A 23156-nucleotide genomic window follows, 5' to 3' on the forward strand; every position below is an offset into this window, starting at 1 on the left:
CCGGCGCGCGCATCTGGCAGAATAGAGGGTCGGACGACGTGCTCGACCCTCTATCCAGCGCTCGTCCTCCTCATTTGAGCTTCCGCCGGGTGTGCACCCCACGCTCCAGGCGACCGGTTCGTTTCCTTCCACACCATTCAGGAGAATCGTGGCTGTCAAGATTCGTCTCAAGCGCATGGGCAAGATCCGCGCGCCGTACTACCGCATCGTCGTCGCCGACTCGCGCACCAAGCGCGACGGTCGTGTGATCGAGGAGATCGGCAAGTACCACCCCACCGAGGAGCCCTCGTTCATCGAGGTCGACTCCGAGCGTGCGCAGTACTGGCTCTCTGTCGGCGCGCAGCCGACCGAGCAGGTCACCGCGATCCTCAAGATCACGGGCGACTGGGGCACCTTCAAGGGCGACAAGGACGCCAAGTCCACCCTCAAGGTCGCCGGCGAGAAGGTCGCATTCGAGGCCGACGCCTCGAAGAAGTCGGTCATCAAGCCCAAGGCGGAGAAGAAGGAGGAGGCCCCCGCTGCGGAGGCCCCCGCCGCCGACGCCGACGCGGAGGCCTCCGAGGCTTCCGCCGCCGACGCCGAGTAATCCATCGTGCTCGCCGCCGCGCTCGAACACATCGTCAAGGGGATCGTCGATCACCCCGAAGACGTGCGCATCCACGAATCGTCGTCGCCGCGAGGCGACCTGCTCGAGGTGCGTGTGCACCCGGACGACCGTGGTCGCGTGATCGGGCGCGGCGGCCGCACGGCCAAGGCCCTCCGTACCCTCGTCAGCGCTCTCGCCGACGGGCGTCGTGTCCGCGTCGATGTCGCGGACGACTGACGTGGTGTCGCAGGACCGCACCCAGGGCCGTAATCAGCTGCGCGTCGGGCGCCTGGTCAAGGCCCACGGGCTCAAGGGCGCCCTGAAGCTCGAGCTCTACACCGACAACCCGGAGCGGCGCTTCGTCCCCGGGGCCGCGTTCACGTTGCAGGTGCCCGAGGCATCTCCGTGGCACGGCAAGGAGATCGTCGTCCGCGAGTACCGCGTGATGAACGGGAACCCCGTCGTCTTCTTCGAGGACGTGGACGACCGGAATGCCGCCGAGAGCCTCGTCCGCGCCATCCTCTGGATGGATCAGGACGAGGACGAGACCGAGGACAACGCCTGGTTCGACCACCAGCTCGTCGGTCTCGACGTCGTCCGCGACGAGGTGGTCATCGGCCGCGTGGTCCGGGTCGAGCACCTGCCCGCGCAGGACCTCCTGATCGTCAAGCCCACGTCGACCGGCAGCACGGACGAGGTGATGGTCCCGTTCGTCGAGGCCATCGTCCCCGCCGTCGAGGTCGCCGCCGGGCGCATCATCGTCACCCCGCCGGCCGGGCTCTTCGAGGAGCTTCCCGAGTCGGAGGATGAGACCACTCCCTCCGACACCGCCGAGTGACCGCTGATACGGTTCCCCCGTGCGCATCGACGTCGTCTCCATCTTCCCGTCGTACTTCGACGGACTGACGCTCTCCCTGCTCGGCAAGGCCCGGGGCTCGGGCCTGCTCGACCTCCGGGTGCACGATCTCCGCGACTGGACCCACGACCGGCATCGCACCGTCGACGACACCCCCTACGGCGGGGGAGCGGGCATGGTCATGAAGCCGGAGCCGTGGGGTCTCGCGCTCGATGAGCTCACGGCGGATGCCACCCCCGCGCCGACCATCATCTTCCCGTCGCCGGCCGGGGAGGTCTTCACCCAGGCGACCGCGCGCGAGCTCGCGGGGCGCGACCATCTCGTGTTTGGCTGCGGCCGCTACGAGGGCATCGACGAGCGCGTCTTCGAGTACGCCGCCGAGCGTGGCGAGGTGCGACTGCTGAGCCTCGGCGACTACGTCCTCAACGGCGGGGAGGTGGCGACGATGGCGATGATCGAGGCCATCGGCCGTCTGATCCCGGGTGTCGTCGGCAATCCGGAGAGCCTGGTCGAGGAGTCGCACGAGGACGGCCTCCTCGAGTACCCGTCGTACACGAAGCCGTCGGTGTGGCGGGAGCGCGCGGTCCCCGATGTCCTCCTCAGCGGCAACCACGGTGCGATCGCGGCATGGCGTCGCGAGCAGCAGTTCGTCCGCACCCGCCTGCGACGGCCTGACCTGCTTCCGGACGCGCCGACCGACGACTGACCCGGCCGCACCCATCCGCCGCGACGACTGCTGTTAGCGTCGAGGCATGGTGGATGTGACACGCGCGCGATCGTTCGAGGGCATCGGTGAGGAGTATGACCGCTACCGACCGGGGTTCCCGGAGCGTGCGGCCGACATCATCGTTCCGGACCGGGTGGCCACGGCGCTCGACCTCGGTGCCGGCACCGGGAAGTTCACGGGCTTGCTCGTCGCGCGCGCGGCGCGGGTGATCGCGGTCGAGCCCTCCGCGCCGATGCTCGCCGTGCTCGCGCGGACGTTGCCGACGGTCGATGCGCGGCCGGGGACCGCGGAGAGCATCCCCGTGCCGGACGGCTGCGTCGATGCCGTCAGCGTCGCGCAGGCGTTCCACTGGTTCGATCGGGACGCGGCGGCGGCCGAGATCGCCCGCACGCTCGTCCCTCACGGCACGCTCGGGCTGCTGTGGAATCGTGCCGACCCCGCCTGTGCCTGGGATCTCGCGTGTCACCGGGTGGCCCATCCTGCGGTCGGCGCAGACGACGACACCTCCGCGTCGGCCGCGGATCTCCCCGGTTTCGTCCTGGATGTCCACGAGGAGGTGCGCTGGACGGAGCGGATCTCCCGCGAGGACTACCTCCGACGGTGGGGCACGGTGAGCAGCTTCCTCGTGGCGGACGATGCGGAGCGTGCGGCGATGGTGGCAGACCTGGAGGCGGTGCTGGACGGCGCGGACGAGACGCGGGGAGAGGCGGAGTTCGATCTGCCCCACCTCACCGACGTGTTCCGCTACCGCCGGGCATGAGGATCTGGTCGCTGCATCCGGAGTACCTCGACCGTCAGGGGCTCGTCGCCTGTTGGCGGGAGACCCTCCTCGCCCAGGCGGTGCTCGCCGACGCCACGAAGGGGTATCAGCGGCATCCGCAGCTCGAGCGCTTCCGGGCGACGGCCGATCCCGTGGCCGCGGTGGGCGCGTACCTGGCAGGTATCGCCGACGAGGCGGACGTCCGCGGCTATCGTTTCGACCGCGCGCGGATCCGGCGGGCGGAGTCGGCGGTGTCGACGCTCCCGGTCACCACTGGTCAGCTCGAGCGGGAGTGGGAGCATCTGCGGGCGAAGCTCGCCGAGCGCAGTCCGGAGGTGCTCACCCGACACGGGGCTGCGGAGCTCCCGAGAGCGCACCCGCTGTTCGTCGTCGTGCCCGGGCCGGTCGCGTCCTGGGAGCGCGCCGACCCCGTGACCGGAGTCAGTCGACGCCGAGGAACGAGCGATCCGTCAGGATGATCGGACCGTCCTCGGTGATGGCGATGGTGTGCTCGGAGTGCGCGCCGCGGGAGCCGTCCGCGCTGCGCAGCGTCCACCCGTCGGGGTCGGTGATCAGCTCGTCCGTCGTCGCGAGGAACCACGGCTCCAGGGCGAGCACGAGGCCGGCTCGGAGCGGGAAACCGCGTCCTGCGCGGCCGTCGTTCGCCACATGAGGGTCGCCGTGCATCGTGCGGCCCACGCCGTGCCCGCCGAAGTCGGTGTTGATGGAGTACCCCTCGCCGTGGGCGACGTCCGCGATCGCGGCGGAGATGTCGCCGATGCGGTTGCCGACCACCGAGGTCTCGATCGCGGCGGCCAGCGCGCGCTCCGTGGTGTCGATGAGGCGCAGGTCCTCCTCCTTCGGCGTGCCGACCACGAAGGAGACGGCGGAGTCCGCGACCCAGCCATCGACCGAGACGGCGAAGTCGAGGGTGACGAGGTCGCCGTCCCGGAGCGTGTAGTCGTGCGGGAGGCCGTGCAGCACGGCGTCGTTCACCGAGGTGCAGATGACCTTGCCGAAGGGGCTCGCCCCGAAGGAGGGGTGGTAGTCGATGTAGCAGGACTCGGCGCCGGCCTTGCGGATCATGTCGTGGGCCCGGCGGTCGATCGCCAGGAGGTTGGTGCCGACCTTCGTCTCGTCGCGCAGGGTCGCCAGCGTCTCGGCGACGAACCGGCCTGCCGCGCGCATCTCATCGATCTCGGCAGGGGTGCGCAGTTCGATCATCAGTGTCCTCTCGTCGTCCTCCATTCTCCCTGATCGCACAGGTGCCAGGCGCCTGCCGCTCTCAGCGAACACCCGTGACGCGCCGCCGCGGTCGCCGTAGCATCGGAGCATGTGGATCCGACAGGCCTTCTTCCGCTGGCTGCTGCCGTCGGCGTTCCTCCTGCCGCTGTGGCTTCTCATCGGCTGGGCCGTCTTCCAGGGCGGCTGGTCGATCCTCTGGGTACTGCTCATCGCGATGCCCTCGGTGTTCGTAGGACAGCTCCTGCTCACGCTGCTGACGCGCTCCCGCCCGTCCGTCCGCGCCGAGCGCGCCGTGTCGTGGTGGGACGTCGCCGGGTTCGGGCTCTGGCACGCGCTCACGATCGCGGTCGGCTTCTTCATCGACGGGGCTTTCGGCTGGCTGCTCGCGGCCGCCATCGTCGTGGGCATCGCTCTGGTCTGGCTGCAGCTGTGGCAGCTCTGGAACGAGGTGCGGGGGAGCGGGTCGCGGATCCGCGAGACCATCTCCTGGTCGACGATGACGCCGCCGCGCGCCGAGAGCCCGCAGACGAGCGTGCATGAGGTCATCGTGGTGCGGGAGACCGACGATCGGCTCTGACCTGACGTTTTGGCTGGGCCTGCCATCCGTGGCAGAATGGTTGTTTGTGCCGTGACCGGCTCTGCCCCAGGGGAGCCCGCGGACGCGTCAGCGCCGTTCGGCACACTCCCATTCTTGTTCCTTCCTAATCCGTGCATCCGACCTGAGGCGAGTGCAGAGAGAGACGATCATGCAGATCCTCGACGCCGTCGACGCGGCTTCGCTCCGTTCCGACATCCCCGAGTTCTTCCCCGGTGACACCGTCAAGGTGCACGTCAACATCACCGAGGGCAACCGCTCCCGTATCCAGGTCTTCCAGGGCGTCGTCATCGGCCGCCAGGGTGACAGCGTCCGCGAGACCTTCACCGTCCGGAAGATCAGCTTCCAGGTGGGTGTCGAGCGTACCTTCCCCGTGCACTCCCCGGTGATCGACCACATCGAGGTCGTCACCCGCGGTGACGTGCGTCGCGCCAAGCTCTACTACCTGCGTGAGCTCCGCGGCAAGAAGGCGAAGATCAAGGAGAAGCGCGTCAACAACTGACGCGAAGCTTCTTCACAGCACCCCGGGACACGATGTCCCGGGGTGCTTTCGTTCCGCCCCCGGTGTGCGAACCTTGTTACTGCCGTGCGCTCGCGGTGCACTCTTCGAGAAGGAACCAGATGACTGACTCTCCGTCCGCACGCCCGACACGACGGCGGCGCGGGTTCCTGGTCTTCCTCCGCGACGTTCTGGTCATCGTGGTCATCGCCGCGCTGGTGTCCTTCGTCATCAAGACGTTCGTCGTGCGCTCGTTCTACATCCCGTCGGCCTCCATGGAGCGGACGCTGCTGATCGACGACCGCATCCTCGTCGACGAGCTGACGCCGCGCTGGACCGGCTACGAGCGCGGCGACATCGTCGTCTTCAAGGACCCGGGGGGCTGGCTCGACCCGATGCCGCAGACCCCGGCACAGCCGCCGCTGGTCCAGGCCGTCGACTGGGTGCTCACTTTCGTGGGCATCTCGGCCACCGACACGCAGGACCATCTCGTCAAGCGGGTGATCGGGGTCGAAGGCGATCACGTGGTGTGCTGCAACGCGTTGGGGCAGATCACCATCAACGGGGCGCCGATCGACGAGTTGAGTTACCTGAATCTCCCCGAGGGCGACACCGCGGCCTCGAACGAGCCGTTCGATGTCGTCGTCCCCGAGGACTCCGTGTGGCTGCTGGGTGACAACCGCGACCGGTCCCGTGACGCGCGCGCACATCAGGAGTTGCCCAGCGGCGGATTCGTCCCCGTGTCGAACATCGTGGGCAAGGCGTTCCTGACGACGTGGCCGCTCGACCGATTCGGACCGATCGACGGCCATCACGAGATCTTCAACGGGGTCCCGGATCCCGAATGACCGTCATCACGCCCCGACTGACCCTGGAGCGGAAGCTCCTGGGGGAGTGCGACCTGATCATCGCCCTCGATGAGGTCGGCCGCGGCGCATTGGCGGGACCGGTGGCCGTCGGGGCAGCCGTGATGGACGCCAAAGGCGCCCGCCGTCGGGTTCCGGAGGGCCTGCGCGACTCGAAGCTGGTCCCCGAGCGTCGGCGCCCCGACGTCGCCGCCCGGGCGGCCTCCTGGGTGCAGGCCTCGGCCGTCGGCTGGGCGACCGCGGCGGAGGTCGACGAGGTCGGGATCATGCGGGCCCTGGGCCTTGCCGCCTCGCGGGCCGTGGAGGCGGTCGTCGCGCAGGGGGCGACGGTCGAGAACGCCCTGGTCCTGCTCGACGGCAACCACGACTACGTCTCGCGGGTGCATCCGGTGCCGCTGCGGGTGCGCCCCGTCATCAAGGCCGACCGCGACTGCGCCTCGGTGTCCGCGGCCTCGGTGATCGCGAAGGTCGCGAGAGACGGTCTCATGGCGGAGCTGCACGAGGACCATCGCGACTATCAGTGGGACCGCAACAAGGGGTACGCGAGTCCCGAGCACCGGGAGGCGATCCGCTCGTTCGGCCTCTCGCCGTTCCACCGGTCCTCCTGGGCGATCGCCGACGCACCGACGCTCTTCTGAGCGGTCGCGGCCGGGATGCCGCGCCCAGCGTCCGGCGACCATAGGATGGACTCATCATGGATGAGGAAGCCTTCGACGACTACGACCGCGAGCTCGAGCTCGCGCTGTTCCGCGAGTACCGCGACGTCGTCTCTCAGTTCCAGTACGTCGTGGAGACCGAGCGTCGCTTCTACCTGGCCAACGAGGTCAACGTCGTGCGACGGGACACCGAGCACGACTTCTACTTCGAAATCTCCATGAGCGACGTGTGGGTGTGGGACATCTACCGGGCCGACCGCTTCGTCAAGGCCGTCCGGGTGCTCACGTTCAAGGACGTGAACGTCGAGGAGCTGCAGCGCCGCGAGTTCGAACTGCCGCAGGAGCTCTCCCTCGACGGAGAGTGACGCGGCACGCTGTTCCTGCACAGCGGCGGCATTTTTCGTCGTTTCCACAACCTCTGAACTGTTCGCGTGGGACCACGACGGTGACGGAGTGCTGACGTCCATCCTGTCGGGATGGCAGCGAAAGACGACCTCGGGCGAGCCGGGGAGCAGCAGGCAGCGGATTATCTGACGAAGCGCGGGTATCGGATCGTCGACCGCAACTGGCGGTGTCCCCAGGGGGAGCTGGACATCGTCGCGATCATCGGCCCCCATGTCGCGGTGGTCGAGGTCAAGACGCGGCGGTCAGCGGCGTTCGGGCACCCGTTCGATGCAATCGACGACCGCAAGCGGCGCCGGCTGTGGCGACTCGCCTATGCCTGGCGTGCGGCACACCCCGAGCTGGCGCGCGGACGGACCCTCCGGGTGGAAGCGGTCGGCATCATCGGCGCGTCCTCGGCGACGGCCTCGATCGAGCACCTCGAGGACATCGCATGAGCACGGCGCGAACCTGGTCCGTGGCGCTCACCGGGGCCGAGGGGCATGTCGTCGAGGTCGAGGCCGACCTCTCCGCGCAGACGCCGGAGTTCCGGATCATCGGCCTCCCGGACAAGTCCCTCGGCGAGGCCGTGCAACGCGTGCACAACGCCTGCGAGAACTCCGGCCTCCCGCTGCCGCGGCGACGGCTGACCGTCAACCTCTCGCCGGCGAGTCTGCCGAAGCACGGGGCCGCCTTCGACCTGGCGATCGCGGTGGCCTGCCTCGCCGCTGGCGACGCGATCGCCCATCGCGCGGTCCGGCAGACCGTGCATCTGGGAGAACTCGGGCTGGACGGGAGGCTGCGTCCCGTGCCGGGCGTGCTGCCGGCCGTCTTCGCCGCCGCTCGCGCTGGCTTCCACCGCGTGATCGTGCCGCACGGCAATGCGGCCGAGGCGATTCTCGTCGCCGGCGTGGAGGTGCGTGCCGCCGCGTCGCTCGCGGAGGTCGCCGCCTGGCACGGCGCGGACGTCGAGGTGCCCGATGTCGAGCCGGTTCCGGGGCCACAGCCGCCGGAGGAGAAGGCGGACGAGCGCGACCTGAGTGACGTCCTCGGGCAGGAGGAAGCCGTCGAGGCGCTCATCGTCGCTGCCGCCGGTGGCCACAACATGCTCCTGAGCGGTCCGCCGGGAGCAGGGAAGACCATGCTCGCGGGGCGCCTGCCCGGCATCATGCCGCCGCTGACCGAGGAGGAGGCGATCGAGGTGGCCTCGGTCCGCTCCCTCTGCGGCGAGGCCGTGACCGGACTCGACCACCAGCCCCCGCTGGTCGCTCCGCACCACAGCGCCTCGGTGGCGGCGATGGTGGGAGGCGGATCGCGGACGGCACGTCCCGGCGCGGTCGCCCGGGCGCATCGGGGCGTCCTCTTCCTGGACGAGGCGGCGGAGTTCCCGCGGGTGGCCCTGGACGCGCTCCGTCAGCCCCTCGAGACGGGGTTCGTCGATGTGCATCGCTCCGGCTTCGTCGTGCGATTTCCGGCGCGTTTCCAGCTGCTCCTGGCGATGAATCCGTGTCCCTGCGGCAACCGGGGCGTCCGTGATGGCGACTGCATCTGCCCGCCTCAGGCGCTACGACGGTATGCCACGCGGCTCTCCGGACCGTTGCGCGATCGGCTCGACATCGACCTTCCGGTCACCCGCGTCGCGGCTTCGCGCTCGGTGACAGAGGAGCGGTCCGGTGTGACGACGGTCGAGGCCCGGAACCGCGTCGGCACGGCGCGCGCACGGGCGGAGCATCGATGGCGCGGCACGCCGTGGCGTCGGAATGCGGAGATCCCCGGCACTGTGCTCCGGCATGGCGGCTACCGTCTCCCGTCGGACGTGCGGGCCGGGCTCGATCGGGCCTTGGAACGCGGGGCGTTGACACTGCGTGGTTACGACCGCGTCCTCCGGGTGGCATGGACCATGGCTGATCTGGCCGGACGCGACCGCCCCGGCACGGACGAGGTCGGGCGGGCGCTGCTCCTGCGGACGGGGGTGGCACGATGATTGACGGACTCCTCTCCCAAAAGGACGCTCTCGACGCGGCGCGAGGCGTGCGCGGAGCAGAGGAGGTGACGGAGGCGCTGGCGCGAGTCGCCTGGTCCGTCATCGCTGACCCCGGGGACGCCGTCGCCGCGACGCTCGTGCGAGAGTTCGGACCGGCCGACGGGCTGCGCTTCGCGCTGGACGGGGCGGGACGGCCGTGGCCGGTGGTCCGGGCCGTGGGGGCACGACGGGCCCTCGACGACGCGCGCGCTCGGTGGCGGCAGCGCGCCGATCCGGCGGCGGTGATCGGCGCCCTCCGTGGCGCGCGGAAGACGGGTGCGAAGCTGCTGCTCCCCGGAGACGCCGACTGGCCGCTGTCTGTCGACGATCTCGATGCGGAGGCGCCGATGGTGCTGTGGGTGCGCGGGCGCAGCGACCTCCTGACGAGCGCTGCGCGCGTTGCGATCGTAGGGGCCAGGGCGGCCACCGCCTACGGGGAACGTGTTGCCGCCGACATTGCCGGAGACCTGGCTGTCGGGGAGACGGCGGTGGTGTCCGGCGGCGCGTACGGCATCGACGGCGCAGCACATCGCGCCGCGTTGACCGTCGGCGGAGGCACGATCGCGGTGCTCGCCGGGGGAGTCGATCGTCCGTACCCCGCCGGTCATCGGAACCTTCTGTCGCGCATCGCCGTCGACGGGGTCGTCGTCAGCGAGGTGCCGTGCGGGACGGCCCCGACGCGCTGGCGCTTCCTCGCGCGCAACCGGCTGATCGCGGCGCTGGGGCAGGCAACCGTCGTCGTCGAGGCGGGATGGCGCAGCGGCTCCCTCAACACGGCGGGGCATGCGGCGACGCTCGGCAGGCCGCTCGGCGCGGTGCCCGGTCCCGTCACCTCCGCCTCGTCGGCCGGCTGTCACCGGCTGCTGCGCGAATACGACGCGGTGTGCGTCACCTCCGCGGCGGAGGTGGCCGAGATGCTCCCGGCCGGCGCGCGGTCGCAACGGGGACACGATGCGACGGACGACGCGCGGGTCGTGCTCCTCCGTGCGCTCAGCACCCGAGCCACTCGCACGGAGGCGGAGCTCGCCCAGCGCGCGGATCTCACCGTCGAGCGGACGAGGGCCCTGCTCGGACTGCTCGACCTCGACGGACTCGCGCGGCGCGACGGGGACGGCTGGCGCGGCGTGGGCGCGGCACGCACGTCGTAGACAGGCTCTCGGCGGGGCGCGTCGCTCTGCAGGCGGGGGAGCGGCAGGCTGGGGATATGGACTTCGCGGTCGCTGTCGAGGCGTTCGCCGACCACCTCGAGAAGGTGTGCCGGCTCTCGTCGGCGACCGTGAAGGCGTACCGCTCCGATCTGCGAGACCTCGGGGCGAGCGTGGGGGGCGGCCCGGTCGACCGGATCGACCTGGAGATGCTGCGCGAATGGCTGTGGCAGGCCACCCAGCGCGGCGACGCCCGTGCGACGCTGGCCCGACGCGCGGCCACGGCGCGAGCGTTCTTCGGGTGGGCGCGCGAGCAGGAACTCATCCCTGTCGACCCCAGCCTGCGGCTCGTGGCGCCGAAGCGCGCGAAGACGCTGCCGACGGTGGCGTCGAAGGACGCGATGTCGGAGCTGTTGGAACGACATCGGCAGGCGGCGGTCTCGGGTGACCCCACCGCCCTTCGGGACCACGCGGTGCTGGAGCTCCTCTACGGAGCCGCGGTCCGCGTGTCCGAGCTCTGCGGCCTCGACATCGACGACCTGGATCTCGATCGGGGGACGGCCCTCGTGCGGGGCAAGGGCGACAAAGAGCGCGTCGTCCCGTTCGGCGCGCCGGCGCGGGATGCGCTCACCGCCTATCTGCGTCGCGCTCGACCGGCTCTGCTCGCGCGGTCCGGCGCCGCTTCGCCCGCCGTCTTCCTCGGCAGTCGCGGGGGACGTGTCGGTCCGCGGACGGTCTACGAGGTGGTCGCCCGTGCGCTCGCGCCCGTCGTCGGCGCCGAGACCGTCGGGCCGCACGCCCTCCGCCACACCGCCGCGACCCACTTGCTGGACGGCGGTGCCGACCTCCGCGCGGTGCAGGAGATCCTCGGTCACGCGAGCCTGGGGACCACGCAGATCTACACGCACGTGTCGGCGGAGCGACTGACGGCGACGTATCGCCTGGCGCACCCCCGGGCCTGAACGCGGAGCCCGCCCGTCGGATCATCCGTCGCAGCAGGGCAGGAGGCGCGCCCGCAGGAGACCGCCGAACAGGAGCATCGGGTTGATGTACTCGCCGTCCCGTCGCACGCCGACGTGCACCGAGTCGGGGGGAGTGTGGCCGCCCATGGCGATCCGGCCGATGTCCTGGCCTCGGTGGACCGCATCCCCCGGGCGCAGGGGCGACTCCACGGGTTCGACCGTGCTCACGAGGCCATCCGCGTGGCGGATCGTGAGCAGCGGACGATCAACGACGACGCCCTGGAACGCGACGACTCCCTCCGCCGGGGCGACGACGGTGCCGCCCGCAGCCGCGGCGACATCCATCCCGCGGTGGCCGGGGCCATAGGCATGCGCCGGCGCACGGTAGGCGACGCTCACGCGGCGCGTCCCGTCGACGGGCCACTGCCACGGAACGTCGGAGACGAACTCCTCGGGCACGAGCGCGGGGCCGTGTGCCGCCGACGCCGCTCGCGCGACGGGAGACGGCGCGAACGGAGCGCCGCCGCACAGCAGGACCACTGCGGCGAGCACGGCGGTGATCGTCACCCGGAAGGCGGGAGCGGAGTGCCGACGAGAGCGAGGCCGAGAAGGAGGGGACGGAGGTGTCATCACGCGAGTGTGCGCCAGGGTGGCGGCGGGGTGCAGTATCCGCCCGCCGCGCCCCGGTGCCAGGGGAGAAGGTCGAGGATCGCGCGGCTGTGGAGGACGAGCTGGCGCCGCATGATCCTGTATGCTGGACGAGCACCTCGATCTCGGGGTGACTACGCGTGCCCAGAGCGACTCCGTCGTGGCTTCCACTCCCGCAGGTCCCGTTTCCGAACGGGTGGGTGTGAGCCGGGCACCAGGATGTCCGACCGTCCGGTCGGCACGACAACCTCAACGGCGCCCCGCGCCAGAATCAGGAGACGACCATGGCTGTGGTCACCATCCGCCAGCTGCTCGACAGCGGCGTGCACTTCGGACACCAGACCCGTCGGTGGAACCCGAAGGTGAAGCGCTTCATCCTCACGGAGCGCAGCGGCATCCACATCATCGACCTCCAGCAGTCGCTTGGCTACATCGACAAGGCGTACGACTTCGTCAAGGAGACCGTCGCCCACGGCGGCACCATCCTCTTCGTCGGCACGAAGAAGCAGGCGCAGGAGATCCTCGCGGAGCAGGCCACGCGCGTCGGCCAGCCCTACGTGAACCAGCGCTGGCTCGGCGGCCTCCTCACCAACTTCTCCACCATCGCGAAGCGTCTCGCCCGCATGAAGGAGCTCGAGGAGCTCGACTACGAGAACCCGTCCGCCTCCGGCTTCACGAAGAAGGAGCTGCTGCTCAAGAAGCGCGAGCTGGACAAGCTCCACAAGTCGCTCGGTGGTATTCGCAACCTCACCAAGACGCCGTCCGCCCTCTGGGTCGTCGACGCCAAGCGCGAGCACCTCGCCATCGACGAGGCCAAGAAGCTCGGCATCCCGGTGATCGGCATCCTCGACACCAACGCCGACCCGGACGACTTCCAGTACCCGATCCCCGGCAACGACGACGCCATCCGTTCGGTGTCGCTGCTGACGCGCATCATCGCCGACGCCGCCGCCGAGGGCCTGCAGCAGAAGCACAACCCGGAGTCGGGCGACGCGGAGCCGCTGGCCGAGTGGGAGAAGGAGCTTCTCGAGGCTCCCGTGCAGGAGTCCGCTGACGCTGCCGAGGTCGTGACCGCGGACGACGAGGCCGCTGTCGTCGAGACCCCGGCCGCCGACGCCACCGCCGCCGACGAGGCCGGTGCCCAGGCGCACGACGAGGCGATCGCCGCCGCTTCCGGTGAGGAGACCGCCGAGGTCGCCGCCGCCGAGGCCGCAGACGCCAAGTAATCCCTCGTACACCCACACAACGAAGCAAGGAGCCACCACACATGGCCAACTTCACCATCGCCGACCTGAAGGCGCTGCGTGAGCAGCTCGGCACGGGAATGGTCGACACCAAGAAGGCGCTCGAGGAGGCTGACGGCGACGTCGAGAAGGCCACCGAGATCCTGCGTCTGAAGGGTGCGAAGGGCAACGCCAAGCGCGCCGACCGTTCGACCAGCGAGGGCCTCGTCGTCGCTCGCGAGCAGGACGGCGCCGTGACGCTCGTCGAGCTCGCCTGCGAGACCGACTTCGTCGCGAAGAACGAGCGCTTCATCGCGCTGGCCGACAAGGTCGCCGACGCCGTCGCCGCCGTGAAGGCCGACTCGGTCGAGGCCGCCCTCGCCGCTCCGGCGGGCGACAAGACCGTCGAGCAGCTCATCTCGGAAGAGGCCGCCATCATCGGTGAGAAGGTCGAGCTCCGTCGCGTGCGCACCGTCTCCGGTGACAGCGTCGAGGTCTACCTCCACCGCACGAGCAAGGACCTGCCGCCGCAGATCGGTGTCGTCGTCGCCTACACGGGTGACGACGCCGAGACCGCGCGCAGCATCGCCCAGCACATCTCGTTCGCGAACCCGTCGTACCTGTCCCGCGAGGACGTGCCGGCGGATGCGGTCGAGAAGGAGCGCGAGATCGTCACCGAGATCTCCCGCAACGAGGGCAAGCCCGAGGCCGCCCTGCCGAAGATCGTCGAAGGCCGCGTCTCCGCGTTCATCAAGCAGGTCGCCCTGCTGGAGCAGGACTACGCCAAGGACAACAAGCTCTCTGTCGCCCAGGTGGCGAAGGACGCCGGTATCACCGTGACGGACTTCGCGCGCTTCAAGGTCGGCGCGTAGCACTGTCGAAGGGGTTCGGATCGCTCGATCCGAACCCCTTCTTCATGCCCACCAGGCACTATCTTGAATCGGGACGAGAGGACATCCCCCATGACTGAACGCACCGGACGCCGTCGCGTCCTCCTCAAGCTCTCCGGAGAGGCGTTCGGCGCCGGTCAGCTCGGCGTCAACCCCGACGTGGTCAGCCAGATGGCGCGGGAGATCGCCGCCGCGGTCGACCGGGTCGAAGTGGCGGTCGTCGTCGGCGGCGGCAACTTCTTCCGCGGCGCAGAGCTCAGCCAGCGGGGTATGGACCGCGGGCGCGCCGACTACATGGGCATGCTCGGCACCGTGATGAACGCCCTGGCCCTGCAGGACTTCCTCGAGCAGGCGGGTGCCGCGACGCGTGTGCAGTCCGCGATCTCGATGACCCAGGTCGCCGAGCCCTACATCCCGCGTCGGGCGGAGCGGCACATGGAGAAGGGCCGCGTCGTCATCTTCGGCGCCGGCGCAGGCCTGCCGTACTTCTCCACCGACACGGTCGCCGCGCAGCGCGCACTGGAGATCGGCGCGCAGGAGGTCCTCGTGGCCAAGAACGGCGTCGACGCGATCTACACCGCGGACCCGAACAAGCACGCCGACGCGGAGCGCATCGACCGCGTGACCTATCGCGATGCGCTGCAGCAGGGGCTCAAGGTCGTCGACTCGACGGCGTTCAGCCTGTGCATGGACAACAACATGGACATGCGCGTCTTCGGCATGGAGCCGGCGGGCAACGTCACCCGGGCGCTCCTGGGCGAGCCCATCGGCACGCTCGTCACCGCCTGAGCGCCTGCACGGGACGGGAGCCCGCTCCCGATAGAATTTCCAGAACACCCCGACGATAGGAGCCACCGTGATCGCGGACGTCCTCGCTGAAACCACCACCCGCATGTCCCGGGCCGTCGAGGCTGCCAAGGAGGACTTCTCCACGGTGCGCACCGGTCGTGCGAACCCGCAGCTGTTCCAGAAGGTGCTGGTCGACTACTACGGCACGCCGACGCCGCTCGCGCAGCTCGCCTCGCTGGCGAACCAGGAAGCGCGCACGCTCATCATCACGCCGTACGACAAGTCCGCGCTCAAGGCGATCGAGCAGGCCATCCGCGACATGCCGAACCTCGGGGCGAACCCCACGAACGACGGCAACCTCGTGCGCGTCACGATGCCGGAGCTCACGGCGGAGCGCCGCAAAGAGTACGTGAAGCTCGTGAAGTCGAAGGGCGAGGACGCGAAGGTCCACGTCCGCGGCATCCGCCGGAAGGCGAAGGACGAGCTGGACGGCCTGAAGAGCGAGCTCGGCGAGGACGAGATCGCCCGCGGCGAGAAGGAGCTCGACGCGCTGACCCGTCAGCACGTCGATCTCATCGACGACGCGCTCAAGCGCAAAGAGGCCGAACTCCTCGAGGTGTAGCTCGTATGTCCGATGAATCGCGCGGCGCTGAGGAGGGCACTCCGGTGACGCGCCGGGAGGAGCGGCCGGAGGCTGCTCCCGACGGCGGCGTGCCGCTCGGCGACGCCGCCTTCCCGGCGTTCGACGCGGATCGGGTGCCACCGCGGCCACCGCTCCCGGCGCCGCCGGGGGCAGCTCCCGTCACCGCAGACCGCCTCGACACCGCCGACCACAACGCGATCCGCGAGCAGTGGCGTCAGGCGCGCCATGAGTTCGGCACGCATGTCTCTCATGCGCGCGATCAGCTCGATCAGGCGAACGAGCGCATCAAGCAGCGCACCGGTCGCGATCTGATCCTCGCGATCCTCATCGGACTCGCTTTCGGCGCGGCACTGCTTGGTTCGCTGCTGTTCATCAAGGCGCTGTTCGTGCCGTTCGCGTTGGCTGCGGCACTCCTCGGCGTGTACGAGCTCTCCCGCGCCCTGCGAGCGGCCGGACGTCGGGTCGACGTCGTCCCGCAGCTGATCGCCGCGACGTTCCTGGTCCTGTCCGCGTACTTCGCCGAGCCGTGGCTGAGCTGGGTCATGCTGTTCGTCTCCGTGGCCTTCGTCATCGTTTGGCGCCTGCTCGCCCAGATGGTCGCCAAGGATGGCCGAACGTACGGAGATGTGCTCACCGACGCCGTGATCGGCGGGTTCGTCCAGGTGTACGTCCCGTTCCTCGCCGGCGTGGCCCTCATCCTGCTCGAGCAGGAGGGCGGGCAATGGTGGGTGCTCAGCTTCATCGCGATCGCCGTCGCCGCGGACACCGGTGCGTATGCGGCCGGACTCGCCTTCGGGCGGCACCCGATGGCACCGCGGATCAGTCCCAAGAAGACCTGGGAGGGCTTCGCCGGCGCCGTGGTCGCGTCGCTCGTGGCGGGCGTGCTGCTCGCGATCTTCCTGCTCGACCTGCCCTGGTGGGGCGGCGTGATCTTCGGGGCCGCGATCCTGCTGTCCGCGACGCTCGGGGACCTCGGCGAGTCGATGTTGAAGCGCGACCTCGGGATCAAGGACATGAGCTCGTGGCTCCCGGGGCACGGAGGGCTCCTCGACCGGCTGGACAGCATCCTGCCGTCGACGATCCCCGCCCTCTGCCTGTACTTCCTCCTCTCTCCCTGGTTGGTGCTGTGATGAACGACAGTGGTGCTGTGATGGATGACGACCGCCGCGAGGCTACCGTGCAGAACACGGCCAAGCCGGCGTTCGCGCTCACGACCGGGCGCGCGAAGGGGTATCACCGCGCCGCGGTGGACGAGTTCCTCGCGTCGGCGCGACAGGCGTTCGAGAGCGGTGCGGACGACCTCACGGCCGAGGACGTGCGCACCGTCTCCTTCCCGCTCGTCAAGGAGGGCTACATGGTGGCAGACGTCGACGCGGCCCTCGGACGCGTCGAGGATGCCTTCGCCGCGCGCGAGAGGGAGCGCGCCGTGCGCGCCCTCGGAGCGGGCGCATGGGTGGAGCAGGCGAGGGCTGACGCGCAGGTGATCCTGGACCACCTGGCGCGTCCGCGTCGCCACCGGTTCGCCCGCACCGGATTCCTCACCTTCGGCTATCGCGTCGACGAGGTCGATCACGTCACCTCCCGCATCGTCCGCTACCTGCGGGACGGCGATGCGCTGTCGGCCGAGCAGTTGCGGTCCGCCGCGTTCCGCATGCAGCGCGGCGGCTACCGCGAAGAGCAGGTCGACGCGCTCCTGGACGCCACCATCGACGTGATCCTGGCGGTCCGCTGAGCACGTCTGATGGCCTCTTCAGGCAGGTATGCGTAAACTGTCCTCCATCGTGAACTCCCGAAACGACATGATGCCCGAACGTAACGACGCCCCGCTGGTACCCGCAGCGACGTCCGCGTCGGCCTCCCGCGGTACCCGCCGCTGGTCTCGCCGTCGCGGTGTCGTCGGAGTCTTCAGCTCTCTCGCGGTCGTCGGATTCGCCGCCGCGATGGTCGCGCCCACCGGGGTCGCCCTGGCGCAGCCCATGGCCACGGAGGCGCCGGACTCCGTGTATGCGGTGGCACTGGCGGACACGCAGAACCTCACCGTCACGGTGGAAGGGGCGGCGATCACCCCGGTCGAGCGCGGGTCGTTCGACATCTACGTCAAGCCCAAGCCCAAGCCGAAGCCCAAGCCGGCCCCGGCGACCACGTCCTCGTCGTCCGACGACTCGCAGGGCGGATCCTCCGGTGGCGGTGGGCTCCCGCCGTACAGCGGCGGCGGCGCTCCCGCGGAGTGGATGGCTGCCGCCGGGATCGCGCAGGGCGACTGGCAGTACGTCGACTACATCGTCTCGCGGGAGAGTGGCTGGAACCCCAACGCGACCAACTCGTCCTCCGGCGCCTGCGGCCTCGTCCAAGCGCTGCCCTGCAGCAAGGTGCCGGGCAACGGCTACAACCCGGTGGACAATCTCCGTTGGGCCACCGGATACGCCACCGGTCGCTACGGCAGCTGGGCAGGCGCGTACAACTTCTGGGTCACGAACCACTGGTGGTGAGGCGGCACCATGCCCCGCTCACGCCGACGTCCTTCCGCGCGCCCTGAGGGCGATGACTCGTTCGAGCGCCTCCTCGCCGGCTGGAAGCGCACTGAGGTCCGCCGAGGCGTGGAGTGGACGGTGCAGCCCGTCTCCGCGCTCCAGGCGCAGAAAGCGTATGTCTGCCCGGGCTGCGGACGGTCCGTCGAACCCGGGACCGCCCACCTCGTCGCCTGGCGCGCGGACGGTGTTCTCGGCGACGCCGCAGCTCTCGCCGACCGCAGGCACTGGCACAACCACTGTTGGAGGATCGCATGACCATGGAGATCCGGGGACCGCTGGAGCTTCCGGCGCGTCGCGAGGACATCGAGCTGCACACCGCGGACGGACTGACGCTCGTCGGCGAGCTCGCAATGCCGGAGGCCGCCGCCCCGGTCGCGACCCTGGTCACGCTGCACCCGCTGCCGACTGCCGGCGGCTTCATGGACTCGCACATCATCCGGAAGGCATCCGCGCGGCTGCCGGCACTGGCCGACCTCGCGGTACTGCGGTTCAACACCCGTGGCACCACATCGCCGCGCGGCACCAGCGAGGGAACGTTCGACGGCGGCGCGGCGGAGCAGTTCGATGTCGCGGCCGCCATGGGCTTCGTCCGTGACCGCGCGTTGCCGCGTCCGTGGCTCGTCGGGTGGTCGTTCGGGACGGAACTCGCCCTCAAGTACGGTGCCGACCACGACATCGAGGGCATCATCCTCCTCTCGCCGCCGTTGCATCGCACGACGGCGGAGGAGGTCGCCGCCTGGGGGAAGACGGGCCACCGCGTGGTCATCCTGGTACCCGAGTTCGACGACTACCTGCGCCCAGCGGAAGCACGGGAGCGCTTCGCGACGATCCCGCAGGCGCAGCTGATCGCCGTCGAAGGAGGCAAGCATCTGTGGGTGGGGGAGACGCAGACGCGCCGGGTGCTCACAGAGATCGTCGCCGCGGTCAATCCGTCGGCCTTGCCGCTGCCGACCCACTGGTCGACCGAGGACTGACGCCGCGGGCGGCCCTGGTCATCGTTCGTTCATACGCGGGATGAGCACCTGGCGGTAGAGGATCAGGATGCTGGCGGCCACCGGGATCGCGATGAGCGCCCCGAGCAGGCCCAGCAGGCTGCCTCCCGCGAGGGCAGCCACCACCACGACGGCGCCGGGCACGGAGACCGCGCGGCTCATGATGCGCGGAGAGATCACGTACGCCTCGATCTGCATGTAGATCAGGTAGTAGATCGCCGCCGCGAGGGCCGTGCCGGGGGAGCCGAGGCCGGGGATGAGGCAGACGAGGACGATGATCGTCGAGCCGGTCAGGGTGCCCACCAGCGGGATGAGCGAGAAGAAGAACGCGACGACCGCGAGAACGGCGGGGAACGGCGCGTCGATGATCGTCAGGTAGATCGCGCTGAGGACGCCGTTGATCACGCCCTGGCTGACCTGGCCCATGACGTAGTACCCGACCGAGTCGGTGATCTGCTCCGAGAGATCGATGAAGCGATCCCGCTTGGACGCCGGGACGAGCTGGTACACCGCGCGCTTGAGCGAGGGCGTCGAGGCCGTGAGATAGATGGTCAGGATGAGGACGATGAACGCGCCGAACACACCGCTGAGCACGGCGCCGCTGGCGATCAGCACGCCCTGACCGATCGACCCGCCGATCTCTGCGAGGTTGGTCGTCAGCCAGTCCTCCACGTACGCGAAGACGTCGTCGACGAGGAGGTTGGGGAACGTCTCCTGGATCCAGCTCCGCAGGTCCTCGATGGCCGTTCCGCGCTGCACGATCGCCGTGATCTGGGCGATGAGCTGCGAGATCTGGTCGACCAGCACCGGCAGCACGATGAGGATGATCCCGACGAAGACGGCCAGCACGGCGACGATCGTCACGAGGACCGCGAGCCAACGGGGCAGGCGTCGACGCTCGAGGAACGTGACCAGGGGATCGAGTCCGAGGCTGAGGAAGAGCGCGGTGCCGATGTACAGCAGCACGGTCGACAGCGTCTGCACGCTGCTGATCAGGACGATCCCGAGGCCCACGCCCAGTGTCGCCACGAGGGCGGTGCGGAACGGGTTGTGGATCTTCATGCGGGCTCCTCGGTACGGCTGCAGCAAGGCTACCCATGCCGCGGCTCCACGCGCCGCCGACGTGCCGCGCGACGGAGGAGGGAGAGCCCTCGTGGTCAACACACAGGTGACTTCGCTAGTCTGAAATGTCGAGTATGGCGTCGCGGGCGGGAAGCCGCGATGCGTGAGGAGACTATTCGTGCGTTTCGTATGGGCCGTGGTGGCCTTCGTGCTGGCTGCCGTGCTGATCGGTGCGGGGATCGCCCAACGCACCATCTTCGTCGGCCCTTCGTCTGAGGAAGCCCGCGTCGACATCGAGGAGCCTGCGCCCTTCGTGCTCCTGGACGGCGATGTCCTGCGGATCAACGCCGGCGCGCAGAAGCTGCTCATCCGCGGCGAGGGCGAGATCTTCACCAGCTACGGACGCACGGCCGACATGGAGGCCTGGCTCTCCGACTCGGAGTACAACCATGTGACCGTCGGGGACGACGACGAACTCGTCGTCGACCACGTCGCCCCCGCGGACGACGAGGGGTCGACCGAGACACCGGCGCCCGAGGCCACGGCGACTGCGTCGCCGGAAGCCGACGCCGATGCACCCGCGGGTCGCAACCCCGCCGGCTCCGATCTGTGGCTCGACTCCTTCACCGATGAGAACTTCCTTTCCACCGACAACATGCAGCTCCCGGAAGGGACCAGCGTGCTGATCGCCTACGACGGCACCAAGGACGCGCCGGACGACATCGTCGTCTCCTGGCCGCTGGACACCCGGACGCCGTTGGCGGGACCGCTCATGGCGGCCGGCGGCCTCGTGCTCCTCGTGGGGCTTGTCCTCTACGTGCTCGCGATCCGCCACCAGCGCCGTGGTCGGGGTCCGCGCCGGAAGGGTCCGGGACCGCTTCCCTCGACGCAGCCGATCGACGTGGCGGCCCTTCCGCCGTCCGAACGGGATGCCCTGGAGGCAGCGGACGAGGCGCAGTCGCCGACACCGGCGGGGAAGGACGACGTGGAGGACGCGGAGATCGTCGACGAGAAGGAGCAGGACGGGAAGAGCACGATGCGAGCCGAGCGCCCGAGGCGTCGTCGGCGCCTGCTCGCCCTCCCCGCCATCGGTCTGACCGCGCTGCTGGCCTCGGGCTGCACAGCCGACTCCTGGCCGGAGTTCGGGGACGCCTCCGCATCGCCGTCTCCGACGCCGACCGTGATCGCCCCCGAGAACCAGAAGCCGCCGGCGGTCACCGAGACACAGGCCGAGCGGATCCTCCGCGAGGTCTCCGAGACTCTGGTGCAGGCCGACGAGGCGAAGGACCTCGACCTCGCGGCGACCCGTCTCGACGGCGCTCCGCTGACGACGAGGACCACCGACTACGCCCTGCGCGCCAAGCTCCCGGATCGTGCCGCGCCCGCCGCGATCCCCACCGACGACGTCGAAGTTGTGCTCCCCGAGGCGACGGACCGCTGGCCGCGCACCGTCCTCATGCTCTCGAAGAGCACGGGTGACGACACCGTGCCGCCGGTGGTGCTCACCATGACGCAGGCCGACCCCTGGTCCAACTACAAGGTGACCACCATGGCGGAGATGTCGGCGGATGCGGTGTTCCCTGAGGTGGCCGCGAGCTGGCTCGGGACCTCGCTGGTCCCGGCAGACTCGGCCTTCCTGTCCGTGCCGCCGAACGAGGTCGCGGCGGCGTTCGCCGATGTCGTCGACAAGGGCGAGAAGAGTGCCTCGTACGGGCAGTTCGACGACTTGGCGCTCAATCTTGCCACGTCGATCAGGGACAGCAGGCAGAACCTGGTGCAGGGACTCGCTGATGCCGGCGCCGCGAAAACGTCCAAGGCGGCGTTCGACATGAAGCCGACGACGGCGGAACCGGTCTCGATGACGACGCTGGACAGCGGCGCCATCGTCGCGGTCTCCGTCCTCGACGTCGAGACGATCACCCCCACGTCCTCCGACGTCGTCATCCGTTTCGGTGACAACAAGGAGGCCAAGGCGCTCACCGGGGCCAATGAGTCCGCGAAGGGCGCCCAGACCACCTATGAGTTCCAGCTGTTCTTCGCCGTCCCGTCCCAGGGGTCGAGCGAACCGATCCGTCTCCTGGCCTCTCGTCAGGATCTCGTGTCCGTGAAGGTGATCAAGTGAGTGAGATGTCTCCCGCGGCCCTGCGTGGTGCCGTCGATCTGTCCAGCCTGCGCAACCGTCCGTCCGCGCCGGCGAGCGGTACGGCTGCCCCCTCGAGTTCCCCGGTGGCCGATGTCGTGATGGATGCGACAGACGAGAACTTCGGCCAGGTGCTCGAGCTGTCCCGCACCGTCCCCGTGGTCGTCGATCTCTGGGCCGAGTGGTGCGGGCCGTGCAAGCAGCTGAGCCCGATCATCGAGAAGGTGACCAGGGAGCTCGGCGGTCGTGTGCTCCTGGCCAAGGTCGACGTCGATGCGAATCCGCAGCTCGCGCAGAGCTTCCGCGCGCAGTCGATCCCGATGGTCGTCGCCCTCATCGCAGGCCAGCCGGTGCCGATGTTCACGGGCGCCGTCCCCGAGCAGCAGGTGCGTGAGGTCTTCGCGCAGCTGCTGCAGGTGGCCGCGCAGAACGGCGTCGCGGGGATGCTCCCGGTCGGCGACGCCGAGGCAGGGGAGGCTGAACCTCCCGCCGAGCCCGAGCTGCCGCCGCTGCACGCGGAGGCGTTCTCCGCTATCGAGCGCGGTGACTACCGCGCGGCCATCTCCGCCTATGAGAAGGCGCTCGCGGAGAACCCGCGTGACGAAGACGCCATCGCCGGCCTGGGCCAGGTCCGCCTGCTGGACCGTGTGCAGGGACTCGACCTGCAGACGGCTCGGGCCGCGGCCGCAGCGGCTCCGCTGGACGTGCAGGCCCAGTTCGACGTCGCGGACCTCGACCTCGCCGGCGGGCATGTGGACGACGCCTTCGGCCGGCTCCTGGACCTGTTCGCGCAGCTGCCGTCCGACCAGCGCACTCCCGTGCGTGAGCGTATCGTCGAGCTCTTCGGCCTCATCGGCGCGAGCGATCCGCGCGTGATCGCGGCTCGCAACCGACTCTCCTCGCTGCTGTTCTGATCGATCTGCGCGGACTCACGCGC

At 69.8% G+C, this 23156-nt stretch carries 29 protein-coding genes; 26 read left to right on the plus strand and 3 right to left on the minus strand.

Features of this window, described 5'->3' with window-relative positions:
• Positions 1–148 precede the first annotated feature (148 nt).
• The 6 genes from rpsP to B2W79_RS10900 are packed head-to-tail and all read left to right on the plus strand — an operon-like array spanning position 149 to position 3408.
• Positions 149–586, plus strand: coding sequence for a 30S ribosomal protein S16 (rpsP, locus tag B2W79_RS10875; protein WP_071328526.1), 438 nt, complete (start codon positions 149–151; stop codon positions 584–586).
• Between the two features lie 6 nt (positions 587–592).
• Positions 593–823: an RNA-binding protein gene (locus B2W79_RS10880; protein WP_025103341.1), complete on the plus strand. Its 231-nt coding sequence runs from the start codon at positions 593–595 to the stop codon at positions 821–823.
• Complete coding sequence (gene rimM / locus B2W79_RS10885) at positions 807–1424, plus strand: ribosome maturation factor RimM (protein WP_071328527.1); 618 nt, start codon at positions 807–809, stop codon at positions 1422–1424. The genes B2W79_RS10880 and rimM overlap by 17 nt, the downstream gene beginning before the upstream one ends.
• A gap of 19 nt (positions 1425–1443) precedes the next feature.
• On the plus strand, positions 1444–2148 hold the full coding sequence (gene trmD / locus B2W79_RS10890) for a tRNA (guanosine(37)-N1)-methyltransferase TrmD (RefSeq protein WP_292789490.1): 705 nt from the start codon (positions 1444–1446) through the stop codon (positions 2146–2148).
• A gap of 46 nt (positions 2149–2194) precedes the next feature.
• Positions 2195–2929, plus strand: coding sequence for a class I SAM-dependent methyltransferase (locus B2W79_RS10895; protein ID WP_292789492.1), 735 nt, complete (start codon positions 2195–2197; stop codon positions 2927–2929).
• A complete protein-coding gene (locus B2W79_RS10900; protein WP_292789494.1) occupies positions 2926–3408 on the plus strand; it encodes a pyrimidine dimer DNA glycosylase/endonuclease V in 483 nt (160 codons plus the stop codon). Before B2W79_RS10895 ends, B2W79_RS10900 begins: the two co-directional genes overlap by 4 nt.
• Here the strand turns inward: B2W79_RS10900 and map are convergent.
• Positions 3371–4153, minus strand: a complete 783-nt coding sequence (gene map, locus B2W79_RS10905) for a type I methionyl aminopeptidase (RefSeq protein ID WP_071328753.1) — start codon at positions 4151–4153, stop codon at positions 3371–3373. The two genes, B2W79_RS10900 and map, sit on opposite strands and share 38 nt — an antisense overlap.
• 109 nt (positions 4154–4262) lie before the next feature.
• Here map and B2W79_RS10910 point away from each other — a divergent pair, with 109 nt between their 5' ends.
• From B2W79_RS10910 to B2W79_RS10950, 9 genes are all read left to right on the plus strand, one after another.
• Complete coding sequence (locus tag B2W79_RS10910) at positions 4263–4751, plus strand: MFS transporter permease (RefSeq protein ID WP_292789496.1); 489 nt, start codon at positions 4263–4265, stop codon at positions 4749–4751.
• A gap of 169 nt (positions 4752–4920) precedes the next feature.
• A complete protein-coding gene (gene rplS, locus B2W79_RS10915; protein ID WP_025103348.1) occupies positions 4921–5271 on the plus strand; it encodes a 50S ribosomal protein L19 in 351 nt (116 codons plus the stop codon).
• Positions 5272–5390: 119 nt separating this feature from the next.
• The gene (gene lepB, locus B2W79_RS10920; RefSeq protein WP_071328532.1) at positions 5391–6116 is read left to right on the plus strand and encodes a signal peptidase I; all 726 of its coding nucleotides are present in this window, start codon (positions 5391–5393) and stop codon (positions 6114–6116) included.
• A complete protein-coding gene (locus B2W79_RS10925) occupies positions 6113–6772 on the plus strand; it encodes a ribonuclease HII (RefSeq protein ID WP_292789499.1) in 660 nt (219 codons plus the stop codon). Before lepB ends, B2W79_RS10925 begins: the two co-directional genes overlap by 4 nt.
• 56 nt (positions 6773–6828) lie before the next feature.
• On the plus strand, positions 6829–7155 hold the full coding sequence (locus tag B2W79_RS10930) for a DUF2469 family protein (RefSeq protein WP_017204525.1): 327 nt from the start codon (positions 6829–6831) through the stop codon (positions 7153–7155).
• Positions 7156–7266: 111 nt separating this feature from the next.
• Positions 7267–7629: a YraN family protein gene (locus tag B2W79_RS10935; RefSeq protein ID WP_071328534.1), complete on the plus strand. Its 363-nt coding sequence runs from the start codon at positions 7267–7269 to the stop codon at positions 7627–7629.
• Complete coding sequence (locus tag B2W79_RS10940) at positions 7626–9155, plus strand: YifB family Mg chelatase-like AAA ATPase (RefSeq protein WP_292789506.1); 1530 nt, start codon at positions 7626–7628, stop codon at positions 9153–9155. The genes B2W79_RS10935 and B2W79_RS10940 overlap by 4 nt, the downstream gene beginning before the upstream one ends.
• Positions 9152–10342, plus strand: coding sequence for a DNA-processing protein DprA (dprA, locus tag B2W79_RS10945; RefSeq protein ID WP_292789508.1), 1191 nt, complete (start codon positions 9152–9154; stop codon positions 10340–10342). Before B2W79_RS10940 ends, dprA begins: the two co-directional genes overlap by 4 nt.
• 56 nt (positions 10343–10398) lie before the next feature.
• Positions 10399–11301: a tyrosine-type recombinase/integrase gene (locus B2W79_RS10950; protein WP_292789510.1), complete on the plus strand. Its 903-nt coding sequence runs from the start codon at positions 10399–10401 to the stop codon at positions 11299–11301.
• 21 nt (positions 11302–11322) lie between these two features.
• Here B2W79_RS10950 and B2W79_RS10955 read toward each other — a convergent pair whose 3' ends face one another.
• A complete protein-coding gene (locus B2W79_RS10955; RefSeq protein ID WP_071328754.1) occupies positions 11323–11868 on the minus strand; it encodes a peptidoglycan DD-metalloendopeptidase family protein in 546 nt (181 codons plus the stop codon).
• 365 nt (positions 11869–12233) lie between these two features.
• Between B2W79_RS10955 and rpsB the strand changes: the two genes are divergently transcribed.
• The 9 genes from rpsB (at position 12234) to B2W79_RS11000 (ending at position 18999) form a co-directional block, all read left to right on the plus strand.
• A complete protein-coding gene (gene rpsB / locus B2W79_RS10960) occupies positions 12234–13175 on the plus strand; it encodes a 30S ribosomal protein S2 (protein WP_025103356.1) in 942 nt (313 codons plus the stop codon).
• A 41-nt stretch (positions 13176–13216) separates the two neighbouring features.
• Positions 13217–14044, plus strand: a complete 828-nt coding sequence (gene tsf / locus B2W79_RS10965) for a translation elongation factor Ts (protein ID WP_060922803.1) — start codon at positions 13217–13219, stop codon at positions 14042–14044.
• 90 nt (positions 14045–14134) lie between these two features.
• Positions 14135–14851 carry a UMP kinase gene (pyrH, locus tag B2W79_RS10970; protein WP_060922802.1) on the plus strand — a complete coding sequence of 239 codons (717 nt, stop codon included), beginning with the start codon at positions 14135–14137 and terminating at the stop codon, positions 14849–14851.
• A 67-nt stretch (positions 14852–14918) separates the two neighbouring features.
• Complete coding sequence (gene frr, locus B2W79_RS10975) at positions 14919–15473, plus strand: ribosome recycling factor (RefSeq protein WP_071328538.1); 555 nt, start codon at positions 14919–14921, stop codon at positions 15471–15473.
• Between the two features lie 5 nt (positions 15474–15478).
• A complete protein-coding gene (locus B2W79_RS10980) occupies positions 15479–16624 on the plus strand; it encodes a phosphatidate cytidylyltransferase (RefSeq protein WP_292789515.1) in 1146 nt (381 codons plus the stop codon).
• Between the two features lie 20 nt (positions 16625–16644).
• A complete protein-coding gene (locus B2W79_RS10985) occupies positions 16645–17226 on the plus strand; it encodes a DivIVA domain-containing protein (RefSeq protein ID WP_071328540.1) in 582 nt (193 codons plus the stop codon).
• A gap of 49 nt (positions 17227–17275) precedes the next feature.
• Positions 17276–17983 (plus strand): transglycosylase SLT domain-containing protein, encoded by a 708-nt coding sequence (locus B2W79_RS10990; RefSeq protein WP_256209412.1) that lies wholly within the window; start codon positions 17276–17278, stop codon positions 17981–17983.
• A 9-nt stretch (positions 17984–17992) separates the two neighbouring features.
• Positions 17993–18280: a hypothetical protein gene (locus tag B2W79_RS10995; protein WP_082750107.1), complete on the plus strand. Its 288-nt coding sequence runs from the start codon at positions 17993–17995 to the stop codon at positions 18278–18280.
• Positions 18281–18282: 2 nt separating this feature from the next.
• Positions 18283–18999 (plus strand): alpha/beta hydrolase, encoded by a 717-nt coding sequence (locus B2W79_RS11000; RefSeq protein WP_071328756.1) that lies wholly within the window; start codon positions 18283–18285, stop codon positions 18997–18999.
• Between the two features lie 18 nt (positions 19000–19017).
• On the opposite strand, the gene B2W79_RS11005 is transcribed toward B2W79_RS11000, so the two are convergent.
• On the minus strand, positions 19018–20079 hold the full coding sequence (locus B2W79_RS11005) for an AI-2E family transporter (RefSeq protein ID WP_060922797.1): 1062 nt from the start codon (positions 20077–20079) through the stop codon (positions 19018–19020).
• A 178-nt stretch (positions 20080–20257) separates the two neighbouring features.
• Between B2W79_RS11005 and B2W79_RS11010 the strand changes: the two genes are divergently transcribed.
• Positions 20258–22201 (plus strand): glycosyl transferase, encoded by a 1944-nt coding sequence (locus B2W79_RS11010; RefSeq protein ID WP_143049260.1) that lies wholly within the window; start codon positions 20258–20260, stop codon positions 22199–22201.
• Positions 22202–22206: 5 nt separating this feature from the next.
• The gene (locus B2W79_RS11015) at positions 22207–23133 is read left to right on the plus strand and encodes a tetratricopeptide repeat protein (RefSeq protein WP_396654744.1); all 927 of its coding nucleotides are present in this window, start codon (positions 22207–22209) and stop codon (positions 23131–23133) included.
• Positions 23134–23156: the final 23 nt, after the last annotated feature.

The sequence above is a fragment of the Microbacterium sp. UBA7513 genome, assembly GCF_002478345.1.
GTDB lineage: Bacteria > Actinomycetota > Actinomycetes > Actinomycetales > Microbacteriaceae > Microbacterium.